Raw genomic sequence first — 26,795 nt, forward strand, 5'->3', positions numbered from 1 at the left:
ATAATCAATGAGTGCATACAGCTTTATGGATATCACGGCCTCGCTGACGGGGCCGACCGGCATTATTGACCTTGGCTATGGCTCCGCAAACTCTGATGAGGGGATCGTGGTCACCATGTCTGAGGCCAAAAACACCATGACGATCGGCGCTGACGGCGAGGTAATGCACAGCCTGCATGCAGGCAAAGCCGGGACCGTCACCGTCAACCTGCAGAAAACGTCACCCGTGAACAAGAAACTGTCCCTGATGTACAACGCGCAGTCGGTTTCGTCCGCGCTGTGGGGCAATAACGTGATCGTCCTGCGTAACAAGTCGTCCGGTGACATCGTGACCGCACGCGCCTGCGCGTTTCAGAAACAGCCAGACTGGAACAACCCGAAAGTTGCCGGCAACGTCTCCTGGGTGTTTGATGCGGGCAAAATCGACGAAATCTTAGGGGAGTTCTGATTATGCAGTTTGAAATTAAAGGCATCCGCTACAGCGCCCACAAACTGAGTGTGTTCGACCAGCTTAAAGTGTCACGCAAGCTGCTGCCTGTGCTGGCCGGTTTGCTGGCTGAATTTGGCAGCATCCAGAACCTTTTGCCGAAATCTCAACCGGTGCAGGGTGCAGACACAGAAAAGGCGAGCGAATTTACCCGCTATGCCCCGGTGTTCGAAAAGCTGCTGCCAGTGGTGGCGGACAAACTCGCAATGCTGAGTGAAGAAGATACCAACGCGATCATCTTTCCGTGCCTGGCAGTGGTACAGCGTGCGCACGGTAAAGATCGCTGGGTACCGGTTGCGCAGGGCAACGACCTGGCATTCGACGATATTGACCTGTTCAGCATGCTGCAGATTGTCGGTCGCGTGGTGGGCGACAGCCTGGGAAATTTTTTGCCCGCACTCCCAGAGAAAGAGACGGAGGGCCAGCAGTCACAGGGCTGACGCTCGACACGTTGCCGGATGGCGAGGATTTTCTGATGCGCCCTGTCATTGAGGGCGTGTGTCGCTATGAATCCCTCACAGACGGCACGTTAGACCTCGCCGATTTTGCACGTATGAACGACTGGTTGGATTTAAAGGCCGACAACGAAGCCCGCATAGCCCGCTGGAGAGCCGCGAATGAACGCTGATGTTATCAAGGATTTTTTAATCTCCCTGGGTTTTCAGGTGGACGAGTCCGGCGCGAAGAAGTTTGACGCCACGATAGCGGCTACAACGCTGCAGGCGGTAAAGCTGGGCGCAGCGGTCGAGGCGGCGGCGCTGTCGGTGGTGGCGTTTACGGCCAAAATCGCCAGCGGGCTGGACAACCTCTACTGGATGTCGCAGCGCACCGGGGCAACGGTGGCGGGCATTCAGCAGATTGGTTTTGCCGTGTCGCAGCTGGGCGGTACCGTTGACGGGGCGCGGTCATCGCTGGAAAGCCTCGCCCACTTTATGCGCAACAACCCGGGCGCGGAGGGCTTTCTCAACCGCCTGGGCGTGCAGACGCGTGACGCCAGCGGCAACATGCGCGACATGGCCAGCATTTTTACGGGCGTCGGCGATAAGCTGCGCAATATGCCGTATTACCGCGCCAGCCAGTACGCACAGATGCTGGGCATTGATGAAAACACGCTGATGGCAATGCGCCGTGGCGTGGGCCAGTTCTCCGCGCAGTATACGCAGATGGCAAAGGCCATTGGCTATAACGCCGATACGGCCGCCGTGAGCTCTAACCGTTTCATGACCTCTTTGCGGTCGTTCGGTGAAATGGCGGGCATGGCGCGGGATAAAATCGGCTCAAACCTTGCGGGCGGTCTGGCGGGCTCCATCGACAGCCTGCGCAAACAGGTAATCGATAATTTTCCCAAAATCGAAGCGGCGCTGACGGGCGGGATAAAACTCATTCTCTGGCTGGCTGACACCATAGGAAAAGTGGTTTTCCGGCTCATCGAGGCGGCGGGCGACATCCGCGACTGGTGGAACACGCTGGACAAGAGCACGCGCCAGCTTATCGAAATTTTCGGCGGGCTGGTGGTTGCCTGGCGCGTGCTGAATTCTGCATTTCTGATGTCGCCGGTGGGGATCGTCACAGCGTTAGGCCTGGCAATCTTCGCGCTTTATGACGATTACAGGGTGTGGAAGGAAGGCGGCAAAAGCCTGATCGACTGGAAAAAGTGGCAGCCGGATGTTGACGCTGCCCTTAAAGCCATAAAGGAACTTAAATCATCGCTCAGGGACGCGGGCGATCAGGTTGCGCGCCTGCTCAACATCGACCTTAAAAACTGGACGCTGAAAAGTGATATTGCCAGCCTGACAAAGCAGTTTGGCGAGTTCGGTAAAATGCTGTCGATGATCGGCGACCTGCTCAGCGCCATTAACGAGGGCCGCTGGTCTGATGCCGCCCGCATTGGCAGTCAGATACTGCACCAGGGTAAAGAAAATCCCGATGCGATGCCTGTCGTGTCATCCAGCGCAAACAATGCCGCCGACTGGTTTAAAGACAAAACCGGCTTTGATCCGCGCAGCATAGGCCAGACCGTTAACGGCTGGTTTGGAGACGGCAAGCGTCCGCAGCCGACAAAAGACGGCGCCGCGCTGCTGGGCTGGATGCAGCCTGCGATGCAAAGGCTGGAACAGCTTTACCGGCTGCCGGAAGGACTGCTGCGGAGTGTGGCAATAGCCGAATCATCCGGTAATCCCAACGCCGTTTCCGGTGCCGGTGCGCAGGGGCTTTTTCAGCTGATGCCGGGTACCGGTCGCGATATGGGGCTGGGCCGTGGTGAAGCGTTCGACCCGATGAAGGCTGCACAGGCGGCGGCAAAGTACCTTTCTCAGTTGCTGAAAGCCAACGGCGGCGACCTGACCAAAGCGCTGGCCTCGTATAACTGGGGCCTGGGCAACGTCCAGAAGTATGGTATGGCACTGATGCCGCAGGAAACGCGCAACTACGTTCCCCGCGTGCTCAGCAATATGCCGGGCGGTGCCTCAATGCATCAGGAAACGGTCATCAATATTCACGGCGTTTCGGATCCGCGCGAGGCAGGTAACATTATTGCCGACAAACAGAACCAGGTTAATTCTCGCGCGACACAGCAGATGAACAGGGGCAACTGATGGACATTCTCTCGGTACTGCTGCACCAGCGGTCGCGGAAAATCGGCATCATCATCCCCGATGTTGTCATCAGCGAAAAGCACAGTGACGTGCTGGAGATAACCGAACATCCCGTTGAACGGGTGACATCTGAGGCCGCAGGCGCAAGCGCTGACGGCGCAGGATTTGTTGCCGATCATGCCTACCGGCGCGCCTCTGAACTGGTCATGGAAATTGGCTTTTCCGGTGGAGGTTCTGTACTTGATCTGCTCAACACCTCAGCTATCGGCCTCTCGCTGGGTAGCAGCCCTAAAGAAATCTACGCACAGTTGCTTGATCTGCAGCGCTCCCGCCAGCCGTTCGACGTGGTAACCGGTAAACGGCTTTACAGCAACATGCTGATCCGCGTGCTGGACGTCACCACGGACAAAGCAACGGAAAATGTGCTTATGGCCACGCTGACCCTTCGCGAAGTCATCACCACGCAGGCGCAGACCATTAAAGGCGCACCAAAAGAGAATATGGCGCTGGGCGTTAACACCAGCGCGGTTCAGGACAGCGGCGTCAAAACGCCTAAACAGCCGTCTGAATCCATCCTGAGATCGGCAGTATCCGCAGCGAAAGGGTTTTTTTCATGACCATTACCGAAATGCCGCTACAGCCTCAGAACCAGACATTCAGCACCACGATAGCGGGAAGCCTCTATAAGGTCACCGTTATCTGGCGCGCCGGTTGCTGGTATCTGGATTTAAGCGACAGCACGGGGGCGCTGATAGCGGGCGGCATACCGTTGGTGACCGGCGCTGACCTGCTGGCACAGTATGCGTATCTGAATCTGGGCTTTTCGCTGTTCGTGGTCTGCGATGCTGACGATCATGATTATCCCGGCGAGAACGACCTCGGGATCCGCAGTCACCTTTTTATCCGCACGGAGTAAAGAATGTCACAGAACTGGATGCGCCATTTTGAATTACAGCTGCTGAATGACAAGGGCGACGGGATAGCGCTTACCGATCTGAAAGTCACCTTTAATGTTCAGAAGATGCCCGCGACGATTTTTAACGGATTCGTGGGCGACTTTAAAATTTACAACCTGTCATCGGCCACGCAGAACCGCATCATGTCGCAGGAATTCACCCGCATTCAGGTAATCGCCGGTTATAACGGTAACCCTGATGAAGCGGGTAATTATCCCGACCGCAATGTCGGCATGATTTTTAACGGCGACATCCGTTTCACCGTGGCCGGTAAAGACAACGTTACTGACTCCTGGCTACTACTGCAGTGTATTGACGGCTGGCAGGGGCATTTATATGCTTCCGTCCGCACCACTGTGGCTGCCGGCTGGAAATATTCAGACCTGTTCGAAGCGGGGATGAAGACGTATCAGCCTTACGGCATCACAGCGGGATCGGTACCCGATTTCCCTGATACGGTTTTCCCTCGCGGGCGCGTGCTGGTGGGTAACACGTCTGATGTGATGTACGGCATCGCCAGAAAGTGCCAGGCCAACTGGTGGTATGAAAATAATCAGGTGAATATTGTTCCTGATTCGAAATACATCGACGAGGTGGTGGTACTTAACTCCAGTACCGGCCTGATCGGGATGCCACAGCAGACGATGGGGGCAGGGGTAAACGTCCGGTGCCTGATTAATCCAGCCATCAAACTGGGCGGTCTGGTTCGCCTCGATCAGGCATCCGTCTATCGTGTGGCTCTCAGTAATGAGCAAATCGGGATGTCACCCGCCAGGCTGAATGAAAGCGCCAGCGACGGCAATCTATATGTCGATGGCATTCCCGGTTCGCAACCGGCCGCAATAAATACTGATGGTGATTACACCGTAGGCAGTATTGATTATACTGGGGACACGCGCGGGCAGAACTGGTACATGGATTTGCTCTGCCTTGCAAAAGGCGCCAAAGAACTACAGAGCGTGTCAACCATTGCAAAAACAGGGAATATTTAATGATGCATCGCTTATTGATTGGTCTTTTTTTGCCTCTGAGTTTAGTTTCATGTAGCTGGGACCCTAACGGCATTAAGGCTCAGCAAAAATGGTTGGAAGAAAAAAAAGCTGAAAAAATAGCCTATGATAAACAGCTTGTTGAAAATCAAGCGCAAGCGGCAAAATCGCAAGCGCTTGAAAAAGAAAATTTTGAAAAATCTCATCCAGAAGTTTTGGTAAACAAAGAGAAATTTGGCACCGGTTCTTCAACAGGCGATGATCTCAAGAATGCTTTATACAGCTTTGATTTTGTCACCAGATACCCAAGTGCTACAACGGCAGATAACGCATATGTTCATGTAGGAAGAGCACTTCTCACCGCGCGGGCAGTATCGAATTCAATCACAGCATATATGGCACAATGTAATAGAGTTTCAGCTTACACAGGTGATAACTATAAGCAAACCTGTACCAGTGTGCTGGCTAAGGGAATCAATGATTTCACCTCGGTTTTGAAAGACAGAAAGATACCGGCACTAACCAAACAGGCCGCGCTGAGCGAAGCTACTTTTGGCGACTTAATAGACTTTGAACATGCAGCTAGATTAGCCAGAATGCATACTTCACTGTGTGAGCAGCAAGGAAACAAGGGGTATGTGTCGATGGTAACCATTTCAGCACCTTGCTCTGGTTACAAAGGGGCTGGCATCGAAAATTAAAACTTCAACGTCGAAGTAATCCGCAAGAACATGGACGAGCCTCGGCAGTTCTGGACCTATGACTGCGTAAAGTTAAATTAGCTCGTAGTAAGCCTGTTAATCCAATTAATACCCATTATTTTCAAGACATTATAAATGTAACGTGAATTAACACCGTTATCAACTTGCTTGTATACATATACTGTGTTTTCATACAGTATAACTACTGATCATAATCACATCTAACATATAAGCCTTTTTTAATAATAAATTAGATGTTTCTTATTACTTTGGGCAAAGATTTATGGTCAGCGAACAAGCAATTTTCACCTTTTATAAGGTACATAAAGCTGGATTTTATCGTCCGGGGGGCTCAGAACCATCCTTCGGTTCATTGGGGGAGATTTTAGCTGATCTTAACGGTTGGGCCGCACAAAAGACCCTTAAAGAAACTAAGACCTTTGAAGCAGATGAAGAAAGATTTCCTGCATATCTGGTTGATGCCAAAAGCGTGGGGGATGACTGGATAATGTTATTGTGGAACGAAGTCCCCAGTAACGGTCAGCGTATGCCCTCTTTGAGTGAAAACGCTAGATATGGTGCAGATCCCGAAGTGGTTATGAGCCCCATTCCTGAAGGTAATATTCCAGGATTTGCAACATATTTCTGGTTTATAGCCGACAGAAATTTGATGGCTACTGTTAGGCTTCACAACAAAGTAACAGCACAAGGTACGCTGCAAAAATATATTCGTTCATTTCTTAAACAGTCGTCTCAGCATGCAAAATCTGAGGTGGTGGAACTTGAAGACGGTTCACATGAATTGCAAGTTACAGGTTATATGCTCGATATTCATGATGATCAAGAAGAGAAAAAATATTATCAGCCTAGGTTTAATACTGGAATGCTTAAAAATCCAGGTAAGCATGAAGAGATAAGGCAAAAGGCGAATTTCATTACTAAAATCGAGCGTGTTTTAGAGCTGAATTTAAGCACGGTGCCTGATTTAGCTCTCTGGCAAAAATTATTGGATAAGTTAAATGCTCGCAATGCTCAGGCACCTAATGATACAACCAAAGTTAAGTACATTGTTTCGCCTGATGTAGGTCTACAAGATGTTAACGATATGATCACTCAATGGGAGCAAGACCCATCAGAAGTTAACGATTATGGATTCGTATTTAAAGGCGAGCCTGAAAAAATTTACTGGCTTAGTAACTCTCTTTCACGAACTAAATTTGAACTACGTATCGAAAGAGAGAATGATGAGATTGTAAACCTTCAGTCTTTACTTGCTGAAATTGTTAGCAAAAAAGATTTGATCTTTAGAGGTTCTGGATTGCAATGAAAGTTAAAGTGACGTTAATCATATGTATCTTGGCTCTGATAGGGAGTGCAGGATACTTTGGGCGTCACATTGCTTTTGCTCTGCAATGGCCATTGTTTGAAGCGCTTAGAACAACCGCATCAATAATATTCGCTGTAGTTGGTGCATGGTTCGCGATTATCTATCCTGAGAGATTGAAAAAATCTTTTCGTGGCGGGGATTCAGGAGGCGGTGGATCGGGGATTCATAATCTTTTTACACCAATCGTTCATTCGACCGCTATTCTTGCAGCTGTACTATTGGTAGGAATTGGAGCGCCATTACTCAAACAATTCGACTGGATTTTAGCACATCGCACAGTATTCAGAGGCATATCATACGGTTTGTTAGTATTCTTAACTATGTGGCAACTGTTGACTGTGGTTTTGAGTCTTACAGGCCCTGATATATTGAAGCGATTTACATCTAAGCAAGAAGCTTCTAAAAAAGCCGCTGAATCAATGCTGAATCCAAAAAATAAAAAAACATGATGCACCTGCTTGTTCGAGAAATGTAATTTTTTAATCCAAACCCGCTTAGGCGGGTTTTTTTATGACCGGAGAACCACAAATGCCTGTCTCATTGAATTCTCAGGTTGGCAGCAGTGAGCACATGAGTTCGCAGCTGTACAACACCATATTTTCTATGTTGCGCGTCTCTCTGCCCGGCATCGTTCAGTCATTCGAACCGGCGACATGCACCTGCACGATTCAGCCCGCTATTGCAGGTCAGGGAGTAGATGAAAAAGGGCAGATTCAGTCAGCGCCACTACCATTGCTTACTGATGTGCCGGTTATCTTTCCGCGTGGCGGCGGTTGCACCATCACTTTCCCGGTAAAAGCCGGCGACGAATGCCTGGTGGTGTTTTCCGATCGCTGCATAGATTTCTGGTGGCAGAATGGCGGCGTTCAGGAACCTGTGGATCCGCGTCAGCATGATTTGTCAGATGCTTTTGCCATCGTTGGCCCACAGTCACAGGCGCAGAAGATATCCGGCATCAGCACCACATCTGTGCAGGTTCGCACCGACGATGGCAGCAGCTTTATCGAACTGATGCAGGGCGGAAACGTGAACATCACCACGCCACTGCTTACAGTGAACGGCAACGTTCAGGTCAACGGTACCGTGACATCAACCGGCGATCAGGTGGCGAAAGGCATCAGCCAGACAGGACACGTTCACTCTGGCGTGCAGCCGGGCAATAGTCAGACGGGCGGCCCGCAATGAGATACCGACGCGAAGACGACGACGGCGACTATACGTTTGGCCGTGGCGATGATACCTGGCTGATTAACTCACCCGACGCGGTGGCGCAGGCAGTGAAAACGCGGTTTCTGCTCTGGTACGGTCAGTGGTTTCTTGATACCACTGCGGGAACCCCATGGATACAGTCGGTACTCGGTAAGCAGAAGCCGGAAACGTACAGCCTCGCCATACGCCAGCGCATCCTTGAGACACAGGGCGTTAAATCTCTCATCTCCTTCGATACCAACCTTGACACCACCAGTCGCCGGGTAATCTTCACCGCGACGATTGACACCATTTACGGGACGACCACCGTTACAAGCGAGGCTTAATGGCTCTCAACCTAGACACGCTGGGGCTATCGGCAACGGTAACCGCCCAGGGCATCAGTGCGCCTGCTTATCAGACCATCCTCACCACCATTACCGGCTACTTTCAGCAGATTTATGGTACCGACGCCTATCTGGATCCAGACAGTAAAGACGGTCAGATGGTGGCGCTGGTGGCGCTGGCCATTCACGACGCTAACAACACCGCCATTGCGGTTTACAACTCGTTTTCGCCGTCAACAGGTATGACCGACGCGCTTTCACGGAACGTTAAAATTAACGGTATCAGCCGCCGTGCGGCCACGAACTCAACCGCTGACCTGACGCTGGTCGGTACGGCGGGTACCACGATTACCAACGGTTCGGTTAAGGACGCCAACGGCATTATCTGGAACCTGCCTGCGAGCGTGACTATCGGCCCGGGCGGTACCGTGATCGCCACTTCCACCTGTGCGGTGTCGGGCGCTGTCGCCGCTGTGGCGGGCTCGGTCAGTAAAATTAACACGCCCACGCGCGGCTGGCTGAGCGTGACCAATGCGTCAGCCGCCACGGTGGGCAGCGCAGCAGAAACGGACTCAGAGCTACGTATCCGTCAGCGGCAGAGCGTTGCGCTTCCGTCCCTGACGCCTTTTGCAGCGTTAGATGGGGCAATTGCGAACGTCACCGGCGTGACACGTCACAAACTCTATGAAAACGACACCGGAAGTCAGGATGCAAACGGACTGCCCGCGCACTCCGTTGCGGCAATCGTGGACGGTGGAGACGTTAACGCCATTGCTCAGGTGATTCAGGGCAAAAAGGGGCAGGGCGTCGCCACGTTTGGCAGCACCTCCGTAACCGTCCCTGACGCGTGGCAAAACCCCCACACCATCAGTTTTTCACGATCATCACCGGTACCCGTGTTTGTGGCTATCACGCTAAAGGCGTTTCAGGGCTACACGACACAGGTCGGTAATGACATCAAAAAGGCGATTGCGGATTACGTTAATTCGCTGGATATCGGCGATGACCTGCTGCTGAGCCGCGTTTATTCCCCGGCAAATCTTGGCGTGGTGAGCGGAGGGGAAAGCCGGTATTACGACATCAACAGCCTGCAGATCGGGCGTTCGGCGGCGACGGTCGCACCGGCCAATATCGTGACGGCGTTTAACGAGGCGGTGACCTGTTCAGTGGATAACATCACTGTCACGGTGGCTTCATGAGCAAATACACCGACCTGATAACCAATTATCACCGGACAAAGCCACTTTTCACACAGCACGTGGATCTGTCCACAAGACCCCTGACGGATGCCGCCGGTGCAATGGACGGGCTACTGACGGCCTTCGATATCGATCAGGCCGCGGGCGTGCAGCTGGACATACTCGGGGAATGGATTGGCCGTAGCCGCACGGTGGCCGTGCCTATCTCAGGGGTTTATTTCTCCTTTGATACGGATGGTCTGGGCTGGGATCAGGGTGTCTGGCAGGGACCGTATGATCCGGACAGCGGTTATACCCGCCTCAGTGATGAAACCTACCGGATTATTCTCAAGGCCAAAATCGCCATTAACAACTGGGACGGCACCAACGGTTCGTTAAAAGGGATCCTGGATAACGCGCTGGACGGTTCCGGCCTGACGATGCAGATCGTTGACGGACAGGACATGACAGTCGGGCTGTGGGTGTTTCCTGAAAAGGATATCAGCCTGGTGTCGAGGGAACTTATCGCGGCCATCCGTCAGGGCTATCTGACAGTAAAAGCGGCGGGCGTATATGCAGGCAGCATTCAAATCCCCTCAGTAATTACGCCGTCTGAGGGAAGTACGTTTTTTGGGTTCGATATGGATAACCATTTTATATCGGGCTTCGACAGTGGTTCATGGGAGAAACAACTCTGATGGCAGCAAACAATTTTAAACCATTTGCGACCGGGGCAAACGCAAACGTCACGGCTCAGGCAGATTATGAAAATCTGGCTGCGCTGGCCACCGGGTTTCAGTCAGGAAAGGCATCATCCGCGCAGATCAACAAGGCAATCCGCCAGGCGTCGTTCGTGGCGGCGGCAATTGCGCAGAATATCGCGAGTAAAACCGGCTCTGACGTACTGGACAATGGTGATATTGGCGGATTTGTTCAGCTTTTTATTAATGCGCTGCAAAAGGATTTTCAGATCGTCAACGCGAACCTGAATTCGCTGTCGGGCCTGCAGTCGGATGCTAACAAACTCCCCTATTTCATCGGGAAGAACGCTGCTGCAATGACGGACTTCACGCAGACCGGACGGGATATCGTGGGGAAAAGCAGTATCGGCGACGTTATTGCCTATCTCGGACTGGGGCAGCTTTATCAGCCGCTCAACCAGAATCTAATCGCTTTATCCGGTTTACAGTCCGACACTGACACGCTGACTTATTTTTTTGGACCGAACAAAGCTGCTCTGACTGCATTTACTGCCTTTGCACGCGACATCGTAGGTAAAAAGAGTACAGCAGAACTGTTCAACTATCTGGGCATCGGCACGGCGGCGAACAAAAACGCGGGCAACGGCAGTGGACAGTTGCCGGATATGTCGTTTTTCGACAGCAACTTTGGCGTTAACGGATACCAGAAACTCCCGTCCGGACTGATTATTCAGTGGGGCAGCGCACCGGCCACAATCGGCACGCTGAGTACAAAAGCCTACCCTATTCAGTTTCCTAACGCCGCGTTGCATGTCGTGCTGACGCACAACGTTGCCAATGACGCGAACGGAATAGGCATCAGCGGCGCTGACGTGAGCTCGTCGAATACGAGCCAGTTCACCTATAAACCGCAGGGCATCCAGATCAGCGGTAACTCTGTGAGCGCGGCCTCAGCTGGTTCAGGCGCAATCACTTTTCACTTTCTGGCAATAGGATACTGATATGGGGAATATGTTTTTTAGCGCCAGTCGCATGGCATTCTGCCCGGAAGACATGAAGCCGGACTATGAGAAAGGAGTGGGCTGGCCACAGGACGCGGTAGAGGTGACGGATGATGCATGGCATGAATTTATATCGGTGCCGCCCGAGGGAAAAATCCTGGGTTCAACGGGTGAGGGGATGCCCTGCTGGGTTGATAAGCCTGCGCCCACGCAGGAAGAAATCCTTGCCCAGGCTGCAAATGACAAACTGGTAAAAATCTCTCAGGCCAATGACTTCATGAACACACGTCAGTGGCCGGGCAAGGCTGCGCTGGGACGTCTGAAAGGGGATGACCTGACGGCCTATAACAAGTGGCTGGATTATCTGGACGCCGTGAATGAGATAGACACATCCAAGGCACCCAACATCACCTGGCCGGACAAACCAATAAGCTGATTTTTTGTTACATATAGACACAAACAGAAAAGCCTCTGACGTTAATCAGAGGCTTTTTCTTTGAGCCCAAAGTGCGCGTGCATTTCACGTGCATTATTTTGTGCTTTTTTTGTAGTGCCGTTGTCTCTGTGTAGTCTCGGAAGCCAGTCTACACGGGACTTTGTCCCTGTAACGTCCTACTATATGTGGCGGTGAGAGGGGGATTCGAACCCCCGATACGTTGCCGTATACACACTTTCCAGGCGTGCTCCTTCAGCCACTCGGACACCTCACCGCAAATTGTTGCTGACCGCGCTGGGTCAACGGGGCGCTACTATAGGGAGTCGGCCTGAAACGGTCAAGCACTATTTTTCTCTTTTTTTCTATTCGCTTAAGCTCTGAACGAATCGCGTTAAGGCTGCGCAAATCGCGTTTTTTTGGCGCCAAAAACGCGATATTGCACAGCGTAACAGAAGGGGAGATTCGCTGGGTTGCCTGAGCTTACTGCGCGCTTTTTACGCGGTTGGCAAAACTCTTGCGCAGCTTTTGCAGTTTGGGGGGAATCACCGCCATGCAGTAACCGTTGCGCTGACCGGCGCCTTCCCAGTAATCCTGATGATAACCTTCAGCGGGATACCAGGCTTTTAACGGTTCAATGGTGGTCACAACAGGCTCAGCATGATCCTGTTGGGCACGCGCGATGGCCGCTTTGGCTTCGGCTTCCTGCTCCGGCGTCTCAACAAAAATCGCGGAACGATACTGTGTACCGATGTCATTGCCCTGACGATTGAGCTGGGTCGGATCGTGGGTCGCAAAGCTGATGTCCAGCAAATCGCCATAGCTGATCTTTTCAGGATCAAAACCAATACGAATGGCTTCGGCATGACCGGTTGCGCCGCTGCACACCTGCTCGTAGGTGGGATTAGGGCGCGCACCGCCGGTATAACCACTTTCCACTGACTCAACGCCGATCACATCTTTAAAGACCGCTTCTGTACACCAGAAACAGCCGCCTGCGATCACTGCATATTGGATAGCCATAAAATTACTCCTGTCTGGTCTGAAGGAAAGAGGTGGGGATGAGATCGATCGTTTTCAACGTCACACAAGGCATTTCAGGCCGTTGCCAGGTTTTAGCGGGGTGATGGCATGGCGTGAGACGAATGATTTAGCGTAGCAGGGATCGATCGCCTGCGCCTGGCGGGCAGCCTGAAGGCGCGGCAGGTTAATGTTTCCTTAATATAAGGAAGCGATACTGCATGAAACATCACTGGAGAGATCGATGAAAACCCCCACCGTATCCGTCAGTTCTGTTCCGTCTCGCAGCCTCAGCGAATATCTAGCCGTGATTATTGCCGCCGGCACAGTGATTGCGTTTCTGGTCTGCTGGTTCAACGGCTAAATCACGCAGTAGCGAAGTTTACCCTGGCGCGGCAGCCTGAACGATCTGGGCGATTTTCCAGCAGGAATTGTCCGCCATGGAGCTGGACAATCCGGCTGACAATGCTCAACCCCAGGCCAATGCCGCCGTAGCCGGTATCCATGCGTACAAAGGCTTTACTCAGTTCACCGCGCATACTTTCATCAATGCCGTTCCCTTCATCCTCAATGATGAGCGACAGCCCGGCTGTTGCCTCAATACGCACCGTAATGTTTCCGCCCGATGGACTGTAGCGATGAGCATTCTCTACCAGGTTACGCAGTAGCATTCTCAGCAAGATGGCATCGCCCTTCACCCGGAACATGTCCTCGACCTCCAGGGTCAGAGTCTGCTCGCGCGTCTCCAGCATGGCACTCAACTCAGCCTCCATCGGCAGGATGACTTCCTCTACTATCTCAACATTCTGATAACTGCCAGAGGTGAACTGCTGACCTGCACGCGTGAGTTGCAACAGTTGAGAGACATTGCCAGACATCTGATCAAGCCGCTGTAATAACGGTTGTGTATCGACGGCCTGGTTGCGCTGTAACAGTTCAAGATGTAAACGCAGCCCAGCGAGCGGCGTACGCAGTTCATGAGCAACATCGGCAGTAAAGAGGCGTTCGCGTTCAAGACTGGCGGTTAACCGCGCAACAAGTCGGTTAATGGACTGCGTGACGGCATCAATCTCCTGAACGGAGCCTTCAAAGATAATCGGCTCGAGGTTCACCTCACTCCGGCTTTCCAGCTCATGCTGCAGTTGATAAAGCGGGCGAGTGATCCATCTTACCGCCTGATAGCACAGCAGTAGCGTCAGGCTAATCATGACCAGGCTGGGCAGCGCCAGGCTCAGGATGGCTTCACGGACCTCTTTATCCACGTGCTTATCCATGTTGCGGTTAAGCAGGTTGGCTTCCACCAAAAACTGCACCTGCTCTTTACTCTCATGCCAGAGCCAGGCCACGCTGATCAACTGAAAAAACAGCATGATCATGCCAATCGTGAGCATCAGCCGGAAACGCATGGTATTGCCAGAACGGTAGGGATTCATTCGGGTGATGACTCGTTTTCTGCGCGCGGCTGAGATAAGGCATAGCCAAAACCGCGAACCGTTCGGATCGTGGCTTTGCCCACCTTGTCGCGCAGGTTATGAATATGGACTTCCAGCGTATTGGTGGAGGGCTCATTATCAAAGTTGTAGATGTCCTGATACAGCAACTCACGGTGAACCGGATGGCCTGCTTTCAACATCAACCGGGATAGAATGGAAAACTCTTTGGGCGTCAGGTCGAGCAGCACGTCATCCAGATGAATCTGGCGGTGGGTCATATCCAGTGACAGATTACCCACTTCGAGGCGGGAATCGCCCTGGTTGACGTGACGCCTGATCAGCGCGCGAATCCGTGCCAGCAACTCATCCAGCGCAAAAGGCTTAATCAAATAGTCATCAGCGCCGGCATCGAGTCCGGCTATGCGCTCTTCAATGGTATCGCGTGCGGTCAGGATTAAAACGGGCTGCATCTGCTTTTGACGACGCAGGCGTTGCAGTAAATGCAGGCCGTCTTCGTCCGGCAGGCCGATATCCAGCAGCACCAGGCTGTAAAGTCCGCTGGCAAGGTGGGCTTCGGCAGAACGGACCGTTGAAACACCATCGCACACGTAGCCTGCACCTTCCAGTGCCAGTACCAGCCCCTGAAGTAGCAGGGCATCGTCTTCAACAATCAATATTTTCATAAGTTCTGAAACCCTTTACGAATCGGCGCTGGCAGTGAGAAAGGCAGATAAAGCGTGTTTGAGTCCCCATCGCGGGGGTGAACAGGACAAGCGCCCCGGCTATTGTGACCGAAAACAACGTAAACGCCTATTGCGTCAGGGAATCTCACCCTGTTAATCGATGGCAAACGACGCGTAACCTTTACCGAATGCCGCGATAACGCTGAGAGATTGCCTGACGCAATGCCACATGGAGACGAATGGCAACGCCGTATGACGAAAACCTTGCCAGGGCAATAAAGCTGTCGCGATATAGCAAAACATAAAATGCCGCATTGCCAAAAGGACGTAATCAGTAATAGGGGAAAGAGACGCAAAAAAAATGATTTCATACGGAAAGGAATTATTAATCCGGGACGGATGAAAAGTCATTAATTACTATTATCACCGATTAAAAAGCGTTCATGAAACCAACAAAAGACCGTCCATCCGTGTACGCGCGAATGAGTTGACAATAATTTTAAACAGTCTGCTGATTAAAGATTAAGAAAACCTTAAACAGGGCCAATTATTACACTTTTATTTCACTGTTGAGCGCTTGATAAAAAGACGGGAAGCACTCAGGGATCGGTCCGGGCCAGTCCAGGGCATTGGAAAGCGAGACGGCTGGCACAGGAAATGCATATTTCTGGCAGAATGAAATTTAGCGACTACACTTTATGGGGCGACAATAGCAGCCAGCGGATTTATCAGCATCAAAACACATTTGTTTTTTGAAAAAGGGTTGTTGAATTGCAGGGTTTTACCACGCAGTCTCCTTACTTCACATGGCCTTGAGCCAACCTCTTGCTGAAACGTCCTCTGCTGTGATGTCCTGATGATGAACCTATTTACAGGAGAAGACACGTGACCCAGATGGCAGATAGTGATGCCTCATTTCCGTCATTGAGCGGCGGTCTGTATGCCTTCTTTTTTGATGTCGATGGCACGCTGGCAGCGATTCAGTCCCAGCCCGATGCTGTTTTCATTCCAGAAAATGTCGTCGCAGAACTGCAACGGCTCTCATCGTTATGCCATGGCGCACTGGCGCTGGTTTCTGGCCGACCTGTCGAACAACTGGATGCGCTGGCGGCGCCTCTGCGGGCACCGGCAGCAGGCGTGCATGGTGCTGAACGGCGTGATGCTACAGGCGAACTGCATCGGGTGACTTTGCCAGATGATGTTGAACGTCCGCTCAAACGCCTGCTTGAGGAGGCGATGGAGCAGTGGCCGGGTACGCAGTTGGAAGCCAAAGGCATGGCTTTCGCGCTTCATTACCGTCGCGCGCCGCAGCACGAACAGGATGTCATGCAACTGGCTCAGGCTGCGGTGGCGCGTTTTAACGGCCTTGCGCTGCAACCCGGCAAATGCGTTGTAGAAATCAAACCCTCCGGGATTGATAAAGGCGCAGCCGTCCATAAATTTATGCAGGAAGCCCCATTCTCAGGCCGTATCCCGGTGTTTATCGGGGATGACCTGACCGATGAAAAAGGATTCGCTGCGGTGAATGCCCTGCAGGGAATCTCTATAAAAGTGGGGGAAGGCCCCAGTCAGGCGCATTATCGTTTACATGACGTTACGGATGTCTATGCCTGGCTTGAAACAACACGATTACAATTAGAGCAAGACAACATTGGTAAGGAGTGTAGGTTATGAGTCGTTTAGTGGTTGTATCTAACCGTATCGCCATGCCAAATGGGAACAAAACCGGTGCTGGCGGCCTGGCCGTCGGCATTCTGGACGCGCTGAAGAGCACGGGCGGACTCTGGTTTGGATGGAACGGTGAGATCAGTGAGTTTTCAGGTGAAGAAGAAAATCCGGTATCGGTAATGGAACATGACGGTATTGAATATGCCTCTTTCCCTCTGAGCCAGAACGAATACGATCTTTACTACTGCCAGTTTTCAAACACCGTTATCTGGCCCGCCTTTCACTACCGGTTAGACTTAGTTCAGTTCCAGCGCGAAGCCTGGGAAGGCTACTGTGAGGTCAATGATGCGGTCGCGCAGCGATTAAAGCCGCTGATTAAGCCGGATGACATTCTGTGGATCCACGATTACCACTTTTTACCTTTTGCCGCTGCATTGCGTCGGGCTGGCATTAACAACCGTATCGGCTTCTTCCTGCATATTCCTTTCCCTACGCCGGAAATTTTCAACGCGCTGCCTCCTCATAAGGAACTGCTGGAGATGCTGTGCGAATACGATCTGCTGGGCTTCCAGACAGAATCAGATCGTGTGGCTTTCCTCGACAGTGTCAGCCAGTTGACCCAGTTGCAGAATAAGGGTGACAAGAAACACCGCGCCTATGGCAATACCTTTATGACAGAGGTCTACCCGATAGGGATTGAACCCGACAGCATTAAAGAGATGGCTGAAGGGCCGTTGCCACCGAAGATGGCCGCGATGAAAAAAGAGCTGGGCGATGCCCGCAACATCATCGCCTGTGAGCGTCTGGACTACTCCAAGGGGTTACCAGAACGTTTCCTGGCTTATGAGGCGCTGCTGGAAAACTTCCCTCAGCATCACGGCAAAATTCGCTATTCCCAGATTGCGCCCACGTCACGCGGTGATGTGCAGGCTTACCAGGATATTCGTCATCAGCTTGAAACGGAAGCAGGGCGCATTAACGGTAAATACGGGACACTGGGCTGGACGCCGCTGTACTACCTTAACCAGCACTTTGACCGTCGTCTGTTGATGAAAATCTTCCGTCTGACCGACGTGGGGCTGGTGACGCCGTTACGTGATGGGATGAACCTGGTTGCGAAAGAGTATGTTGCGGCACAGGACCCGGATGATCCGGGCGTACTGGTACTGTCCCGCTTTGCCGGTGCGGCGAATGAGCTGACCTCGGCATTGATCGTGAATCCCTATGACCGGGATGGGGTGGCCGCTGCGCTGGACAAGGCCATTACTATGCCGCGCACGGAAAGAATTTCTCGCTATAACGATATGATGGCCGTTCTGCGTAAGAACGACATCACCGCATGGCGCGAAAGCTTCCTACGCGATCTCGAAAAGATTGCGCCACGTAGCGCCGATCATGGAATGGCGAATAAAGTGGCCACATTTCCAAAACTCGCCTGATGCCGCAGCAAGCCAGGGATGGCTTGCTGTTTGTCGTATTTGGCCCTCGCTTGCCGTCTGCAAACTCTCCTTATGTTTTAATCAGTTACCCTTAACTCAAAGGCGGTCCCGTACCGCGGCAGGACACTATTCCGGCACTTTTGCTGTCAAAATGACCCATTAAAATGTCAAAACACTATTTTTACCTGGTTAAGCTAAAGTTTTGGCGATCCGCGCCGATACTCTTAGTGCACAAATCTATCTTGCCTGCAATTCATTCACGTTATTAATGTAACTCCTTGTTACATGGACGATCACACTCTAAACACCTTGCTGTCACCCTTTACAACGGATTGCCAGAACGCGCCTAATCCCCATCGCCTGCCGGACATGGCTGTTGCCCCTTATTCTGCAGTAAAACGCTAACTGACTAATTTAAAAACAAATAATTGTTTCTGTTGGCAGCACATTCCACTGCTTTTATGGTTTTGAATGGTTCTAAATAGGGTACAAATTGCATTCGTGAACATAAACCTGACCTCAACGGTCTGATTTGGCTTTTGCGGCGGTTTTGTTGCTAATTAAGTCCTGGTTAGGACAAATCCCTACAAAAAAAACGTAATTTCGCTCAAAAAACACACAGCTAAAATGTGATCGTAAAGTATTTCTGAAGAAAAAAGGCTCAAAAGTGTGACCTGTGTCACACTTTATCCAAAATTTCACTGAACTGTCGTTGTATGTGAGGATCAGACGATATAGATTTGCCTTGTTTTCGGATTAGTCTTAAAAAATGTATGAAGGCCTCACGGAAGAAGGTTGAAGACTTAAGAATAAGGTGGACTGAAAAAATTGACTTCTGACCCAAAACACAGGGTCGTAAAAAGAAGCAGCACTCAGAACCATTTGCCTTTTATGTTTAATTATTTTTGCCATCTTTAGATTTACCAACCAGCAGCTCGATACGCAGAGATGTTATCTGCGGTAAGTTACGTCGCGTCTCTCAGGATGGAAAAATGGGTACATCTGAATTACTAAAACATATTTACGATATCAACTTGTCATATTTACTGCTCGCGCAGCGATTAATTAACCAGGAAAAAGCTTCGGCAATGTTTCGCCTCGGGATTGATGAAAAGATGGCAGATGCGTTGTCAGAATTAACCTTACCTGAAATGGTAAAATTAGCTGAGACCAATCAACTTGTGTGTCAGTTTCGTTTTACCGATAGCACCGTTATTAATCGCCTGACGCAGGAATCTCGCGTGGATGATTTGCAACAGATCCACACCGGGATTTTGTTATCCAGCCGTTTATTACGCAGCGCGTCTAAAGACGCCGCGCCTACTAAAAAGAGGGCGGTATAATGGGTGAAAAAAGTATTGTTCAGGAAGCGCGCGATATTCAGCTCGCCATGGAGCTGATTACCCTGGGTGCGCGGTTACAAATGCTGGAAAGCGAAACGCAGCTGAGCCGCGGTCGCCTGATTAAACTGTATAAAGAGTTGCGTGGTAGTCCACCACCTAAAGGCATGTTGCCTTTCTCTACTGACTGGTTCATGACATGGGAACAAAATATTCATGCTTCCATGTTCTGTAACGCCTGGACTTTCTTACTGAAAACCGGTTTGAGCAAAGGTATTGATGCGGTAATCAAAGCCTACCGCCTCTATCTTGAGCAGTGCCCGCAATCGGACGAGGGCCCGCTGTTGGCGCTGACACGCGCCTGGACCCTGGTGCGATTCGTCGAAAGCGGTATGCTGGAATTATCGGATTGTAAAAGCTGCAACGGCAGCTTTATTAATCATGCACATCAGCCTGTTGGCAGCTTTGTCTGCAGCCTGTGCCAGCCACCATCACGTGCCGTAAAAAGACGTAAACTTTCTGCAGATACTGCCGATATCTTTCCACAACTGCTGGATGAACAGGTTAAACACGCCGTTTAAATTTGTTCGCAATGTGGAAGTCATCCAGCAGCGGTTAATCCCGCTGCTTTTTTTTTGCCTCCACGTGGTGAACATCACCTGGGTTTCTGGCTTAACGTCGACCAACACGTTACGGACGTAAGGATTTTTTGTGCTGATAATTTTAGGTTACATCGTTGTATTAGGTTCCGTGTTGGGCGGATACGCTTTAGTGGGCGGCCATCTTGGCGCGCTTTACCAGCCTGCAGAACTGCTGATGATCGCCGGGGCGGGCGTCGGTGCGTTTCTGGTGGGCAACAACGGTAAATCGATCAAGAAGACCCTGAAGGCCCTGCCGCTCCTGTTTCGTGGCTCGAAATACAATAAAGCGGTCTATATGGATTTGATGGCGCTGCTGTATCGCCTGATGGCGAAATCACGCCAGCAAGGCATGTTGTCACTGGAGCGCGATATTGAAGATCCCGCTCAGAGCGAAATTTTTGCTAATTATCCCCGCATCTTAGCCGATAAACAGTTAGTAGATTTCATCACTGACTATTTACGCCTTATGGTCAGTGGCAACATGAATGCCTTCGAAATCGAAGCATTGATGGATGAAGAGATTGAAACCTACGAACACGAGTGTGAAGTTCCTGCGCAAAGTATCGCAGCAGTGGGCGATGGTCTGCCAGCTTTCGGTATCGTCGCCGCGGTGATGGGCGTAGTGCATGCCCTGGCGTCAGCCGACCGCCCAGCCGCAGAGTTAGGTGCGCTGGTTGCCCATGCAATGGTGGGAACCTTCCTCGGGATTTTACTGGCATACGGTTTTATTTCGCCGCTGGCGTCAGTGTTACGTCAGAAATGTGCAGAAACAACCAAGATGATGCAGTGCGTAAAAGTGACGCTGCTTTCAAGCCTGAACGGCTATGCGCCACAAATCGCCGTCGAGTTTGGCCGTAAAACGCTTTACTCCGCCGAGCGTCCTTCGTTCAGTGAACTGGAAGAGCACGTACGCAACGCGAAGAACCCGGCTAAACAGACTTCGGACCAGACCTCATGAAACATGGCAATCGCCCAATTGTGCTGATTAGAAAGCGCAAACATAAGAAACATGAAGGAGGGCATGGTTCATGGAAAATCGCTTATGCCGACTTCATGACGGCGATGATGGCATTTTTTATGGTGATGTGGCTGCTGTCGATCGCCAGCCCACAGCAGTTGATTCAGATAGCGGAATATTTTCAGACGCCCTTAAAAGTGGCGCTGACGGGGGGACAACGCAGCAGCGACAGCAGCAGCCCTATCCCGGGTGGCGGTGACGACCCAACGAAGAAAGAGGGTGAAGTTAAGAAGGTTGTGGATATGGATGCGCAGAAACGCAAGCTGGATGAGATTCGCCTCAACCGGTTACGTGAAAAGCTCGACCAGCTGATTGAAGCCGACCCGCGCCTGAAAGCACTGCGTCCGCATTTGATCATCAACATGGTGGAAGAGGGGCTGCGTATTCAGATTATCGACAGTCAGAATCGCCCAATGTTTAAAACCGGCAGCGCAGAAGTTGAACCTTATATGCGCGACATTTTGCGCGCGATTGCCCCGGTTCTGAACGACATCCCAAACCGAATCAGTATCGCGGGGCATACGGATGATATTCAGTACGCCGGTGGTGATAAAGGCTACAGCAACTGGGAGCTCTCTGCTGACCGCGCCAATGCGTCACGTCGGGAACTGGTGATTGGCGGGCTGGATGGTGGAAAGATTCTTCGTATTGTCGGCATGGCTGACACGATGAAACTGAAAAACCGCGGGGGGGATGATGCCGTGAACCGCCGTATTAGTTTGCTGGTGTTGAACCACGATACCGAAGCCGCCATTGAAAAAGAGAATGCTGAAAGTGATGCCGTGCAGGTTAGCGATCCGGCTGCGTTTGAGAAAATTACCGAACCTTCAGCCTCCATCGGTACAGCAGCAGATAAAGCGGGTGCAGTGAAAACCGCAACCTCAGCACCGTCCGCCTCGGCAGGCGGTGCGATGAAAACGACAGCGTCTTCGCCGTCCGCCCCGGCGAAAGGCACAGTGAAAACAGGCACTTCCACGCAGCCCGCGTCTTCAGCGGGTGCGGTGAAAACAGCAACGTCCGCACAACCAGCGTCTTCGACTGGTGCGGTAACAACCGTATCTCCCGCGCCGTCAGCCTTATCGACGGGTACGGTGATAACAGTAACCTCTGCACCGCCAGCGTCATCGGCTGGTGCGGTTAAAACAACCTCCGCGCCGTCAGCTTCGTCGGCTGGTGCGGTCACTACAGCAGCCCCCTCACAGCAGAGGTGATTCCCGTGAGCATGGACATCAGCGATTTTTACCAGACGTTTTTTGATGAAGCCGATGAGCTGTTAGCGGATATGGAGCAACACCTGTTGGGACTCGATCCCCAGGAACCTGACTCTGAACAGCTTAACGCCATCTTCCGCGCCGCCCACTCCATTAAAGGCGGGGCAGGAACCTTTGGTTTTACGGTTTTACAGGAAACAACCCATATCCTGGAAAACATTCTGGATGGTGCTCGTCGCGGCGAAATGCAGCTCAGCACCGACATCATCAATCTGTTTTTGGAAACTAAAGATATTATGCAGGAACAGCTCGATGCTTATAAAACCGCGCAAGAGCCTAACGCGGAAAGCTTCAAGTATATCTGTGAAGCATTACGCCAGCTGGCGTTAGAGGCTAAAGGTCTGCCGGTTGAAGCGCCGGTGGTGGTTGCCCTTGATGCACCGGTCAGTCAGGCAGAGTCCGCGCAAGCAGGCGCCGATGGCGTTCATCTGCAACTGGTCGATCTGAAAGAAAAAGACATTGATTTGATGCTGGAAGAGCTGGGTAACCTCGGCACAATCAGCGATGTCAAGAAAGGCAGCAACTCGCTTGAGTGCCACATTACGGGCGTTGGCAAAGACGATATCGTCGCCGTGCTCTGTTTTGTGATTGATGAATCCCAGATTCGCTTCCCGGAGGCGGGCGACGCAGCCCCAGCCGCGACAGCGCGCGCCGCTGAGCCTGAGGTGGCCGAAGTACAGACCGCGACCGTTACCGAATTGCCCGTTGCCGCAGCCAAACGCGAAAGCAAGCGCGTTGCCGCACCGGCGAAGACCAGCGAATCCAGCAGCATCCGTGTTGCCGTTGAGAAGGTCGATCAGCTGATTAACCTGGTGGGTGAGCTGGTGATCACGCAGTCAATGCTGGCACAGCGCTCTGGCGAACTGGATCCGGTGGCGCACGGCGAGCTGCTGAACAGCATGGGCCAGCTGGAGCGTAATGCGCGTGACCTGCAAGAGTCGGTGATGTCGATTCGTATGATGCCGATGGAATACGTATTCAGCCGCTTCCCGCGTCTGGTTCGCGATCTGGCCAGTAAACTGGGCAAAGAAGTCGAACTGACCTTACTCGGCAGCTCGACCGAACTGGATAAGAGCCTGATTGAACGCATTATCGATCCGTTAACGCACCTGGTGCGTAACAGCCTGGACCACGGCATTGAATCGCCTGATAAGCGTATTGCCGCAGGAAAAGTCGCGACGGGCAACCTGACGCTGTCCGCAGAACATCAGGGCGGCAACATCTGTATCGAAGTCTCCGATGACGGTGCGGGCCTCAACCGTGAGCGTATTCTTGCTAAAGCACTGTCATCCGGTCTACCGGTTCATGAAAACATGAGCGACGAAGAAGTCGGCATGTTGATTTTCGCGCCAGGCTTCTCCACCGCAGAACAGGTCACGGATGTGTCCGGCCGCGGCGTGGGCATGGACGTTGTGAAACGGAATATCCAGGAAATGGGTGGTCATGTCGAAATTGCCTCTAAACAGGGCAAAGGCACCACAATCCGTATCCTGCTGCCGCTGACGCTGGCCATCCTTGATGGCATGTCTGTACGCGTCGCGGATGAAGTCTTTATTCTGCCGCTGAATGCGGTGATGGAATCATTGCAGCCTCGCGCAGAAGAATTGAAACCGCTGGCGGGTGGCGAATGTGTTCTGGAAGTCCGTGGCGAATATCTGCCGCTGGTTGAACTGTGGAACGTCTTTGATGTGAAAGATGCCAAAACAGAAGCGACACAGGGCATCGTGGTCATTTTGCAAAGCGCGGGCAAACGCTACGCCCTGTTGGTAGACCAGTTAATTGGTCAGCATCAGGTTGTTGTTAAAAACCTGGAAAGCAACTATCGCAAAGTACCAGGGATTTCAGCCGCCACCATCCTCGGCGATGGCAGCGTGGCGCTGATTGTTGACGTTTCGGCGTTGCAGTCACTTAACCGTGAAAAACGTGTGGCCGGCGCTGCCGCCTGATTGATAACGAAAGGGTAAATAACATGAGTGGAATGGCAACCGTGACAAAAATTGCTGGCGAAACCGTGGGCCAGGAGTTCCTGGTGTTCACGCTGGGTGATGAAGAGTACGGCATCGATATTCTTAAGGTTCAGGAAATTCGTGGTTACGATCAGGTAACCCGCATTGCCAACACGCCGGATTTTATTCGCGGCGTAACGAACCTGCGTGGCGTGATTGTGCCTATCATCGATCTGCGTGTGAAATTTGCACAGGCAGACGTTGAGTACAATGAGAATACGGTCGTAATCGTTCTTAATCTGGAAAACCGCGTCGTCGGTATCGTGGTTGATGGCGTGTCTGACGTGCTGTCGTTGACGCAGGAACAGATCCGTCCTTCACCTGAGTTTGCCGTGACAATGTCCACCGAGTACCTCACCGGTCTGGGTGCGCTCGGCGACCGCATGTTGATTCTGGTTGACATCGAGAAGCTGCTGAGCAGCGAAGAGATGGCGCTGGTCGACAACCTGCGTACGGCATAATCCTTCTTCACGGGTCAGTCCAGGCTGGCCCGTGAGGTTCTGTGTCTTGTGTACAGCCTGAATCAGTGTGATCCGCTTAACCCACGCATCGCTTCCACCTCTCATTTTTCCCCTGTTGTCTGTGACCTGGGCCACTAAAAAACACCCTCAGCTGATATCAATAATTACAAAAGCCCTAATTGCCGCTTTTTCACTGAAGTTGACTAAACCCTCTCTCTTTCCCGCCGATACAGCCCCTGCACTTTACTTTTTATGCTCGGGGAAAAAGATGTTAAAACGAATAAAAGTCGTGACCAGTCTTATCGCGGTACTGATGCTTTTCGGTGCCATGCAGCTGCTGTCAGGCAGCCTGTTCTGGTCAGCGCTGAATAATGATAAAGAGGCCTTTGCGCTGTCACAAATTTCCACCCGGAACGTTGCGGCGATGACCGATGCCTATATGGCGCTGAACCAGTCTCGTACCACCCTCAACCGCGCAATGTTGCGCCTGCAAACCAGCCTGGCGTCTCAAATGAACGGCGGCCAGCTGGACAGCCTGACAGAGAAAGCCGTTAACGAGGCGAATAAAGGTGAGCAGTACCTGGCAGAATTTAACGCGATTCCGGAAACACCGGGCGCAGATACGGAAATGCGCGATCGACTGCAAAACGATTTTAAGGCCTATCTGACCGGTCTGCGCGGCATGATCGCCAGCCTGAAAGCGAAAGATCTGGAAGGCATGTTTAAACAAAATATTGAACAGAAGCAGCAGGCGATGCAGGCCACCTATTCCGCATGGCGCCTGAAGCAAAGCGAACTGTCCGCACACGGCGCAGAGCAGAATCAACAGGCCTTCACGCAGATGATGTGGATGCTCGGCATGGTGGGCGTGCTGGTGATTGTGGTTATTCTGGGCTGCTGGTTTGGACTGCGTCAGCTCTTGATTCAACCGCTTCAACGTCTGCTGGTGGATATTCGCACCATTGCTTCTGGCGACCTGACGCAACCCATTCTGGTGGAAGGCCGCAATGAGATGAGCCAACTGGCCGCCGGTATCCACGAGATGCAGCATTCGTTGGTATCGACCGTGGGTGAGGTTCGCAGCGGGTGTGATGCCATTTTCACCGGCGCCAGTGAAATCGCGGCCGGGAATAACGATCTGTCTGCGCGTACGGAAGAGCAGGCAGCTTCGCTTGAACAAACGGCAGCCAGCATGGAGCAGTTAACGGCGACGGTAAAACAGAACGCAGATAACGCACGTCAGGCTTCTCAACTGGCACAAACCGCATCCGAAACCGCGCTGCAGGGCGGTAAAGTGGTGGATGGCGTGGTGACCACCATGCAGGAAATTGCCGGCAGTTCGAAGAAAATCGCAGACATTATCAGCGTTATCGACGGCATTGCTTTCCAGACCAATATTCTGGCGCTTAACGCTGCCGTAGAAGCGGCGCGTGCCGGTGAGCAGGGCCGTGGCTTTGCCGTGGTGGCGGGTGAAGTCCGCAGTCTGGCACAGCGCAGTGCTCAGGCAGCAAAAGAGATCAAAGGGTTAATCGAAGATTCAGTGGCGCGCGTTAACAGCGGCTCGCTTCAGGTTGAAAGCGCGGGCAGCACCATGAATAACATCGTGGGCGCGGTAACACGCGTGACAGATATCATGGGCGAAATCGCTTCTGCATCTGACGAGCAAAGTCGCGGCATCGATCAGGTGGGCCAGGCCGTAACGGAAATGGATCGCGTGACACAGCAGAACGCCTCGCTGGTCGAAGAGTCAGCCGCCGCGGCCGCCGCGCTGGAGCAACAGGCCAGCGCCCTGTCCCAGGCCGTATCCGTCTTTAAAATCTCGCGCGTTTAAGTTTTCCCAACCTCTTTTTACG

The 26,795-nt window shown here is 52.1% G+C and carries 28 protein-coding genes, 1 tRNA gene and 1 pseudogene; 26 read left to right on the forward strand and 4 right to left on the reverse strand.

Annotated features, from left to right (window positions below):
• The first annotated feature begins 7 nt into the window (after positions 1-7).
• From PAGR_RS09445 to PAGR_RS09525, 17 genes and pseudogenes are all read left to right on the forward strand, one after another.
• Complete coding sequence (locus PAGR_RS09445; protein WP_014605638.1) at positions 8-448, forward strand: DUF3277 family protein; 441 nt, start codon at positions 8-10, stop codon at positions 446-448.
• Positions 449-450: 2 nt separating this feature from the next.
• The gene (locus PAGR_RS09450; RefSeq protein ID WP_014605639.1) at positions 451-927 is read left to right on the forward strand and encodes a phage tail assembly chaperone; all 477 of its coding nucleotides are present in this window, start codon (positions 451-453) and stop codon (positions 925-927) included.
• 35 nt (positions 928-962) lie between these two features.
• On the forward strand, positions 963-1,115 hold the full coding sequence (locus PAGR_RS24115; RefSeq protein ID WP_014605640.1) for a DUF6889 family protein: 153 nt from the start codon (positions 963-965) through the stop codon (positions 1,113-1,115).
• Positions 1,105-3,081 (forward strand): transglycosylase SLT domain-containing protein, encoded by a 1,977-nt coding sequence (locus PAGR_RS09460; RefSeq protein ID WP_014605641.1) that lies wholly within the window; start codon positions 1,105-1,107, stop codon positions 3,079-3,081. Before PAGR_RS24115 ends, PAGR_RS09460 begins: the two co-directional genes overlap by 11 nt.
• Positions 3,081-3,698: a phage baseplate protein gene (locus PAGR_RS09465; RefSeq protein ID WP_014605642.1), complete on the forward strand. Its 618-nt coding sequence runs from the start codon at positions 3,081-3,083 to the stop codon at positions 3,696-3,698. Before PAGR_RS09460 ends, PAGR_RS09465 begins: the two co-directional genes overlap by 1 nt.
• Positions 3,695-3,997, forward strand: coding sequence for a phage baseplate plug family protein (locus PAGR_RS09470; protein ID WP_014605643.1), 303 nt, complete (start codon positions 3,695-3,697; stop codon positions 3,995-3,997). The genes PAGR_RS09465 and PAGR_RS09470 overlap by 4 nt, the downstream gene beginning before the upstream one ends.
• A 3-nt stretch (positions 3,998-4,000) precedes the next feature.
• Positions 4,001-5,029 carry a hypothetical protein gene (locus PAGR_RS09475; RefSeq protein WP_014605644.1) on the forward strand — a complete coding sequence of 343 codons (1,029 nt, stop codon included), beginning with the start codon at positions 4,001-4,003 and terminating at the stop codon, positions 5,027-5,029.
• Positions 5,029-5,727 (forward strand): hypothetical protein, encoded by a 699-nt coding sequence (locus PAGR_RS09480; RefSeq protein WP_044042333.1) that lies wholly within the window; start codon positions 5,029-5,031, stop codon positions 5,725-5,727. The genes PAGR_RS09475 and PAGR_RS09480 overlap by 1 nt, the downstream gene beginning before the upstream one ends.
• A 6-nt stretch (positions 5,728-5,733) precedes the next feature.
• Positions 5,734-5,808, forward strand: a pseudogene (locus PAGR_RS24120) (hypothetical protein); the annotation flags it as partial.
• Between the two features lie 202 nt (positions 5,809-6,010).
• Entirely contained in the window at positions 6,011-7,054 is a 1,044-nt protein-coding gene (locus tag PAGR_RS09485) for a hypothetical protein (protein ID WP_014605645.1), read from the forward strand.
• Complete coding sequence (locus PAGR_RS09490) at positions 7,051-7,563, forward strand: hypothetical protein (protein ID WP_014605646.1); 513 nt, start codon at positions 7,051-7,053, stop codon at positions 7,561-7,563. The genes PAGR_RS09485 and PAGR_RS09490 overlap by 4 nt, the downstream gene beginning before the upstream one ends.
• Positions 7,564-7,642: 79 nt before the next feature.
• Complete coding sequence (locus tag PAGR_RS09495; protein WP_014605647.1) at positions 7,643-8,299, forward strand: Gp138 family membrane-puncturing spike protein; 657 nt, start codon at positions 7,643-7,645, stop codon at positions 8,297-8,299.
• On the forward strand, positions 8,296-8,649 hold the full coding sequence (locus tag PAGR_RS09500; protein WP_014605648.1) for a contractile injection system sheath initiator: 354 nt from the start codon (positions 8,296-8,298) through the stop codon (positions 8,647-8,649). Before PAGR_RS09495 ends, PAGR_RS09500 begins: the two co-directional genes overlap by 4 nt.
• Positions 8,649-9,848 carry a baseplate J/gp47 family protein gene (locus PAGR_RS09505; RefSeq protein ID WP_014605649.1) on the forward strand — a complete coding sequence of 400 codons (1,200 nt, stop codon included), beginning with the start codon at positions 8,649-8,651 and terminating at the stop codon, positions 9,846-9,848. The genes PAGR_RS09500 and PAGR_RS09505 overlap by 1 nt, the downstream gene beginning before the upstream one ends.
• Positions 9,845-10,525, forward strand: a complete 681-nt coding sequence (locus tag PAGR_RS09510) for a baseplate wedge 1 family protein (RefSeq protein WP_014605650.1) — start codon at positions 9,845-9,847, stop codon at positions 10,523-10,525. The genes PAGR_RS09505 and PAGR_RS09510 overlap by 4 nt, the downstream gene beginning before the upstream one ends.
• Positions 10,525-11,529 carry a gp53-like domain-containing protein gene (locus PAGR_RS22800; protein ID WP_014605651.1) on the forward strand — a complete coding sequence of 335 codons (1,005 nt, stop codon included), beginning with the start codon at positions 10,525-10,527 and terminating at the stop codon, positions 11,527-11,529. Before PAGR_RS09510 ends, PAGR_RS22800 begins: the two co-directional genes overlap by 1 nt.
• A gap of 1 nt (position 11,530) precedes the next feature.
• Entirely contained in the window at positions 11,531-11,965 is a 435-nt protein-coding gene (locus PAGR_RS09525; protein ID WP_014605652.1) for a tail fiber assembly protein, read from the forward strand.
• 186 nt (positions 11,966-12,151) lie between these two features.
• Here the strand turns inward: PAGR_RS09525 and PAGR_RS09530 are convergent.
• The 4 genes from PAGR_RS09530 to pmrA all read right to left on the reverse strand — a co-directional run bounded on the left by PAGR_RS09530 (position 12,152) and on the right by pmrA (position 15,098).
• Positions 12,152-12,239: transfer RNA gene (locus tag PAGR_RS09530), tRNA-Ser, on the reverse strand.
• A gap of 206 nt (positions 12,240-12,445) precedes the next feature.
• Complete coding sequence (gene msrA / locus PAGR_RS09535; protein WP_014605653.1) at positions 12,446-12,985, reverse strand: peptide-methionine (S)-S-oxide reductase MsrA; 540 nt, start codon at positions 12,983-12,985, stop codon at positions 12,446-12,448.
• A gap of 362 nt (positions 12,986-13,347) precedes the next feature.
• Positions 13,348-14,415, reverse strand: coding sequence for a two-component system sensor histidine kinase PmrB (gene pmrB / locus PAGR_RS09540; protein WP_013026114.1), 1,068 nt, complete (start codon positions 14,413-14,415; stop codon positions 13,348-13,350).
• Positions 14,412-15,098 carry a two-component system response regulator PmrA gene (gene pmrA, locus PAGR_RS09545; protein WP_014593911.1) on the reverse strand — a complete coding sequence of 229 codons (687 nt, stop codon included), beginning with the start codon at positions 15,096-15,098 and terminating at the stop codon, positions 14,412-14,414. Before pmrA ends, pmrB begins: the two co-directional genes overlap by 4 nt.
• A gap of 885 nt (positions 15,099-15,983) precedes the next feature.
• Between pmrA and otsB the strand changes: the two genes are divergently transcribed.
• The 9 genes from otsB (at position 15,984) to PAGR_RS24440 (ending at position 26,773) form a co-directional block, all read left to right on the forward strand.
• The gene (otsB, locus tag PAGR_RS09550; RefSeq protein WP_014605654.1) at positions 15,984-16,772 is read left to right on the forward strand and encodes a trehalose-phosphatase; all 789 of its coding nucleotides are present in this window, start codon (positions 15,984-15,986) and stop codon (positions 16,770-16,772) included.
• Positions 16,769-18,205 carry an alpha,alpha-trehalose-phosphate synthase gene (otsA, locus tag PAGR_RS09555; RefSeq protein WP_014605655.1) on the forward strand — a complete coding sequence of 479 codons (1,437 nt, stop codon included), beginning with the start codon at positions 16,769-16,771 and terminating at the stop codon, positions 18,203-18,205. Before otsB ends, otsA begins: the two co-directional genes overlap by 4 nt.
• Before the next feature lie 992 nt (positions 18,206-19,197).
• Positions 19,198-19,548, forward strand: coding sequence for a flagellar transcriptional regulator FlhD (gene flhD / locus PAGR_RS09560; protein ID WP_006120236.1), 351 nt, complete (start codon positions 19,198-19,200; stop codon positions 19,546-19,548).
• Positions 19,548-20,126, forward strand: coding sequence for a flagellar transcriptional regulator FlhC (gene flhC / locus PAGR_RS09565; protein ID WP_013026109.1), 579 nt, complete (start codon positions 19,548-19,550; stop codon positions 20,124-20,126). Before flhD ends, flhC begins: the two co-directional genes overlap by 1 nt.
• A gap of 130 nt (positions 20,127-20,256) precedes the next feature.
• Positions 20,257-21,144: a flagellar motor stator protein MotA gene (motA, locus tag PAGR_RS09570; RefSeq protein WP_006120238.1), complete on the forward strand. Its 888-nt coding sequence runs from the start codon at positions 20,257-20,259 to the stop codon at positions 21,142-21,144.
• A complete protein-coding gene (motB, locus tag PAGR_RS09575) occupies positions 21,141-22,415 on the forward strand; it encodes a flagellar motor protein MotB (RefSeq protein ID WP_014605656.1) in 1,275 nt (424 codons plus the stop codon). The genes motA and motB overlap by 4 nt, the downstream gene beginning before the upstream one ends.
• Positions 22,416-22,426: 11 nt before the next feature.
• Entirely contained in the window at positions 22,427-24,421 is a 1,995-nt protein-coding gene (gene cheA / locus PAGR_RS09580) for a chemotaxis protein CheA (protein ID WP_029568857.1), read from the forward strand.
• A 23-nt stretch (positions 24,422-24,444) separates the two neighbouring features.
• On the forward strand, positions 24,445-24,942 hold the full coding sequence (gene cheW / locus PAGR_RS09585; protein WP_013026106.1) for a chemotaxis protein CheW: 498 nt from the start codon (positions 24,445-24,447) through the stop codon (positions 24,940-24,942).
• Between the two features lie 268 nt (positions 24,943-25,210).
• A complete protein-coding gene (locus PAGR_RS24440) occupies positions 25,211-26,773 on the forward strand; it encodes a methyl-accepting chemotaxis protein (protein WP_014605658.1) in 1,563 nt (520 codons plus the stop codon).
• Positions 26,774-26,795: the final 22 nt, after the last annotated feature.

The organism is Pantoea ananatis PA13, assembly GCF_000233595.1.
Classification (GTDB): domain Bacteria; phylum Pseudomonadota; class Gammaproteobacteria; order Enterobacterales; family Enterobacteriaceae; genus Pantoea; species Pantoea ananatis.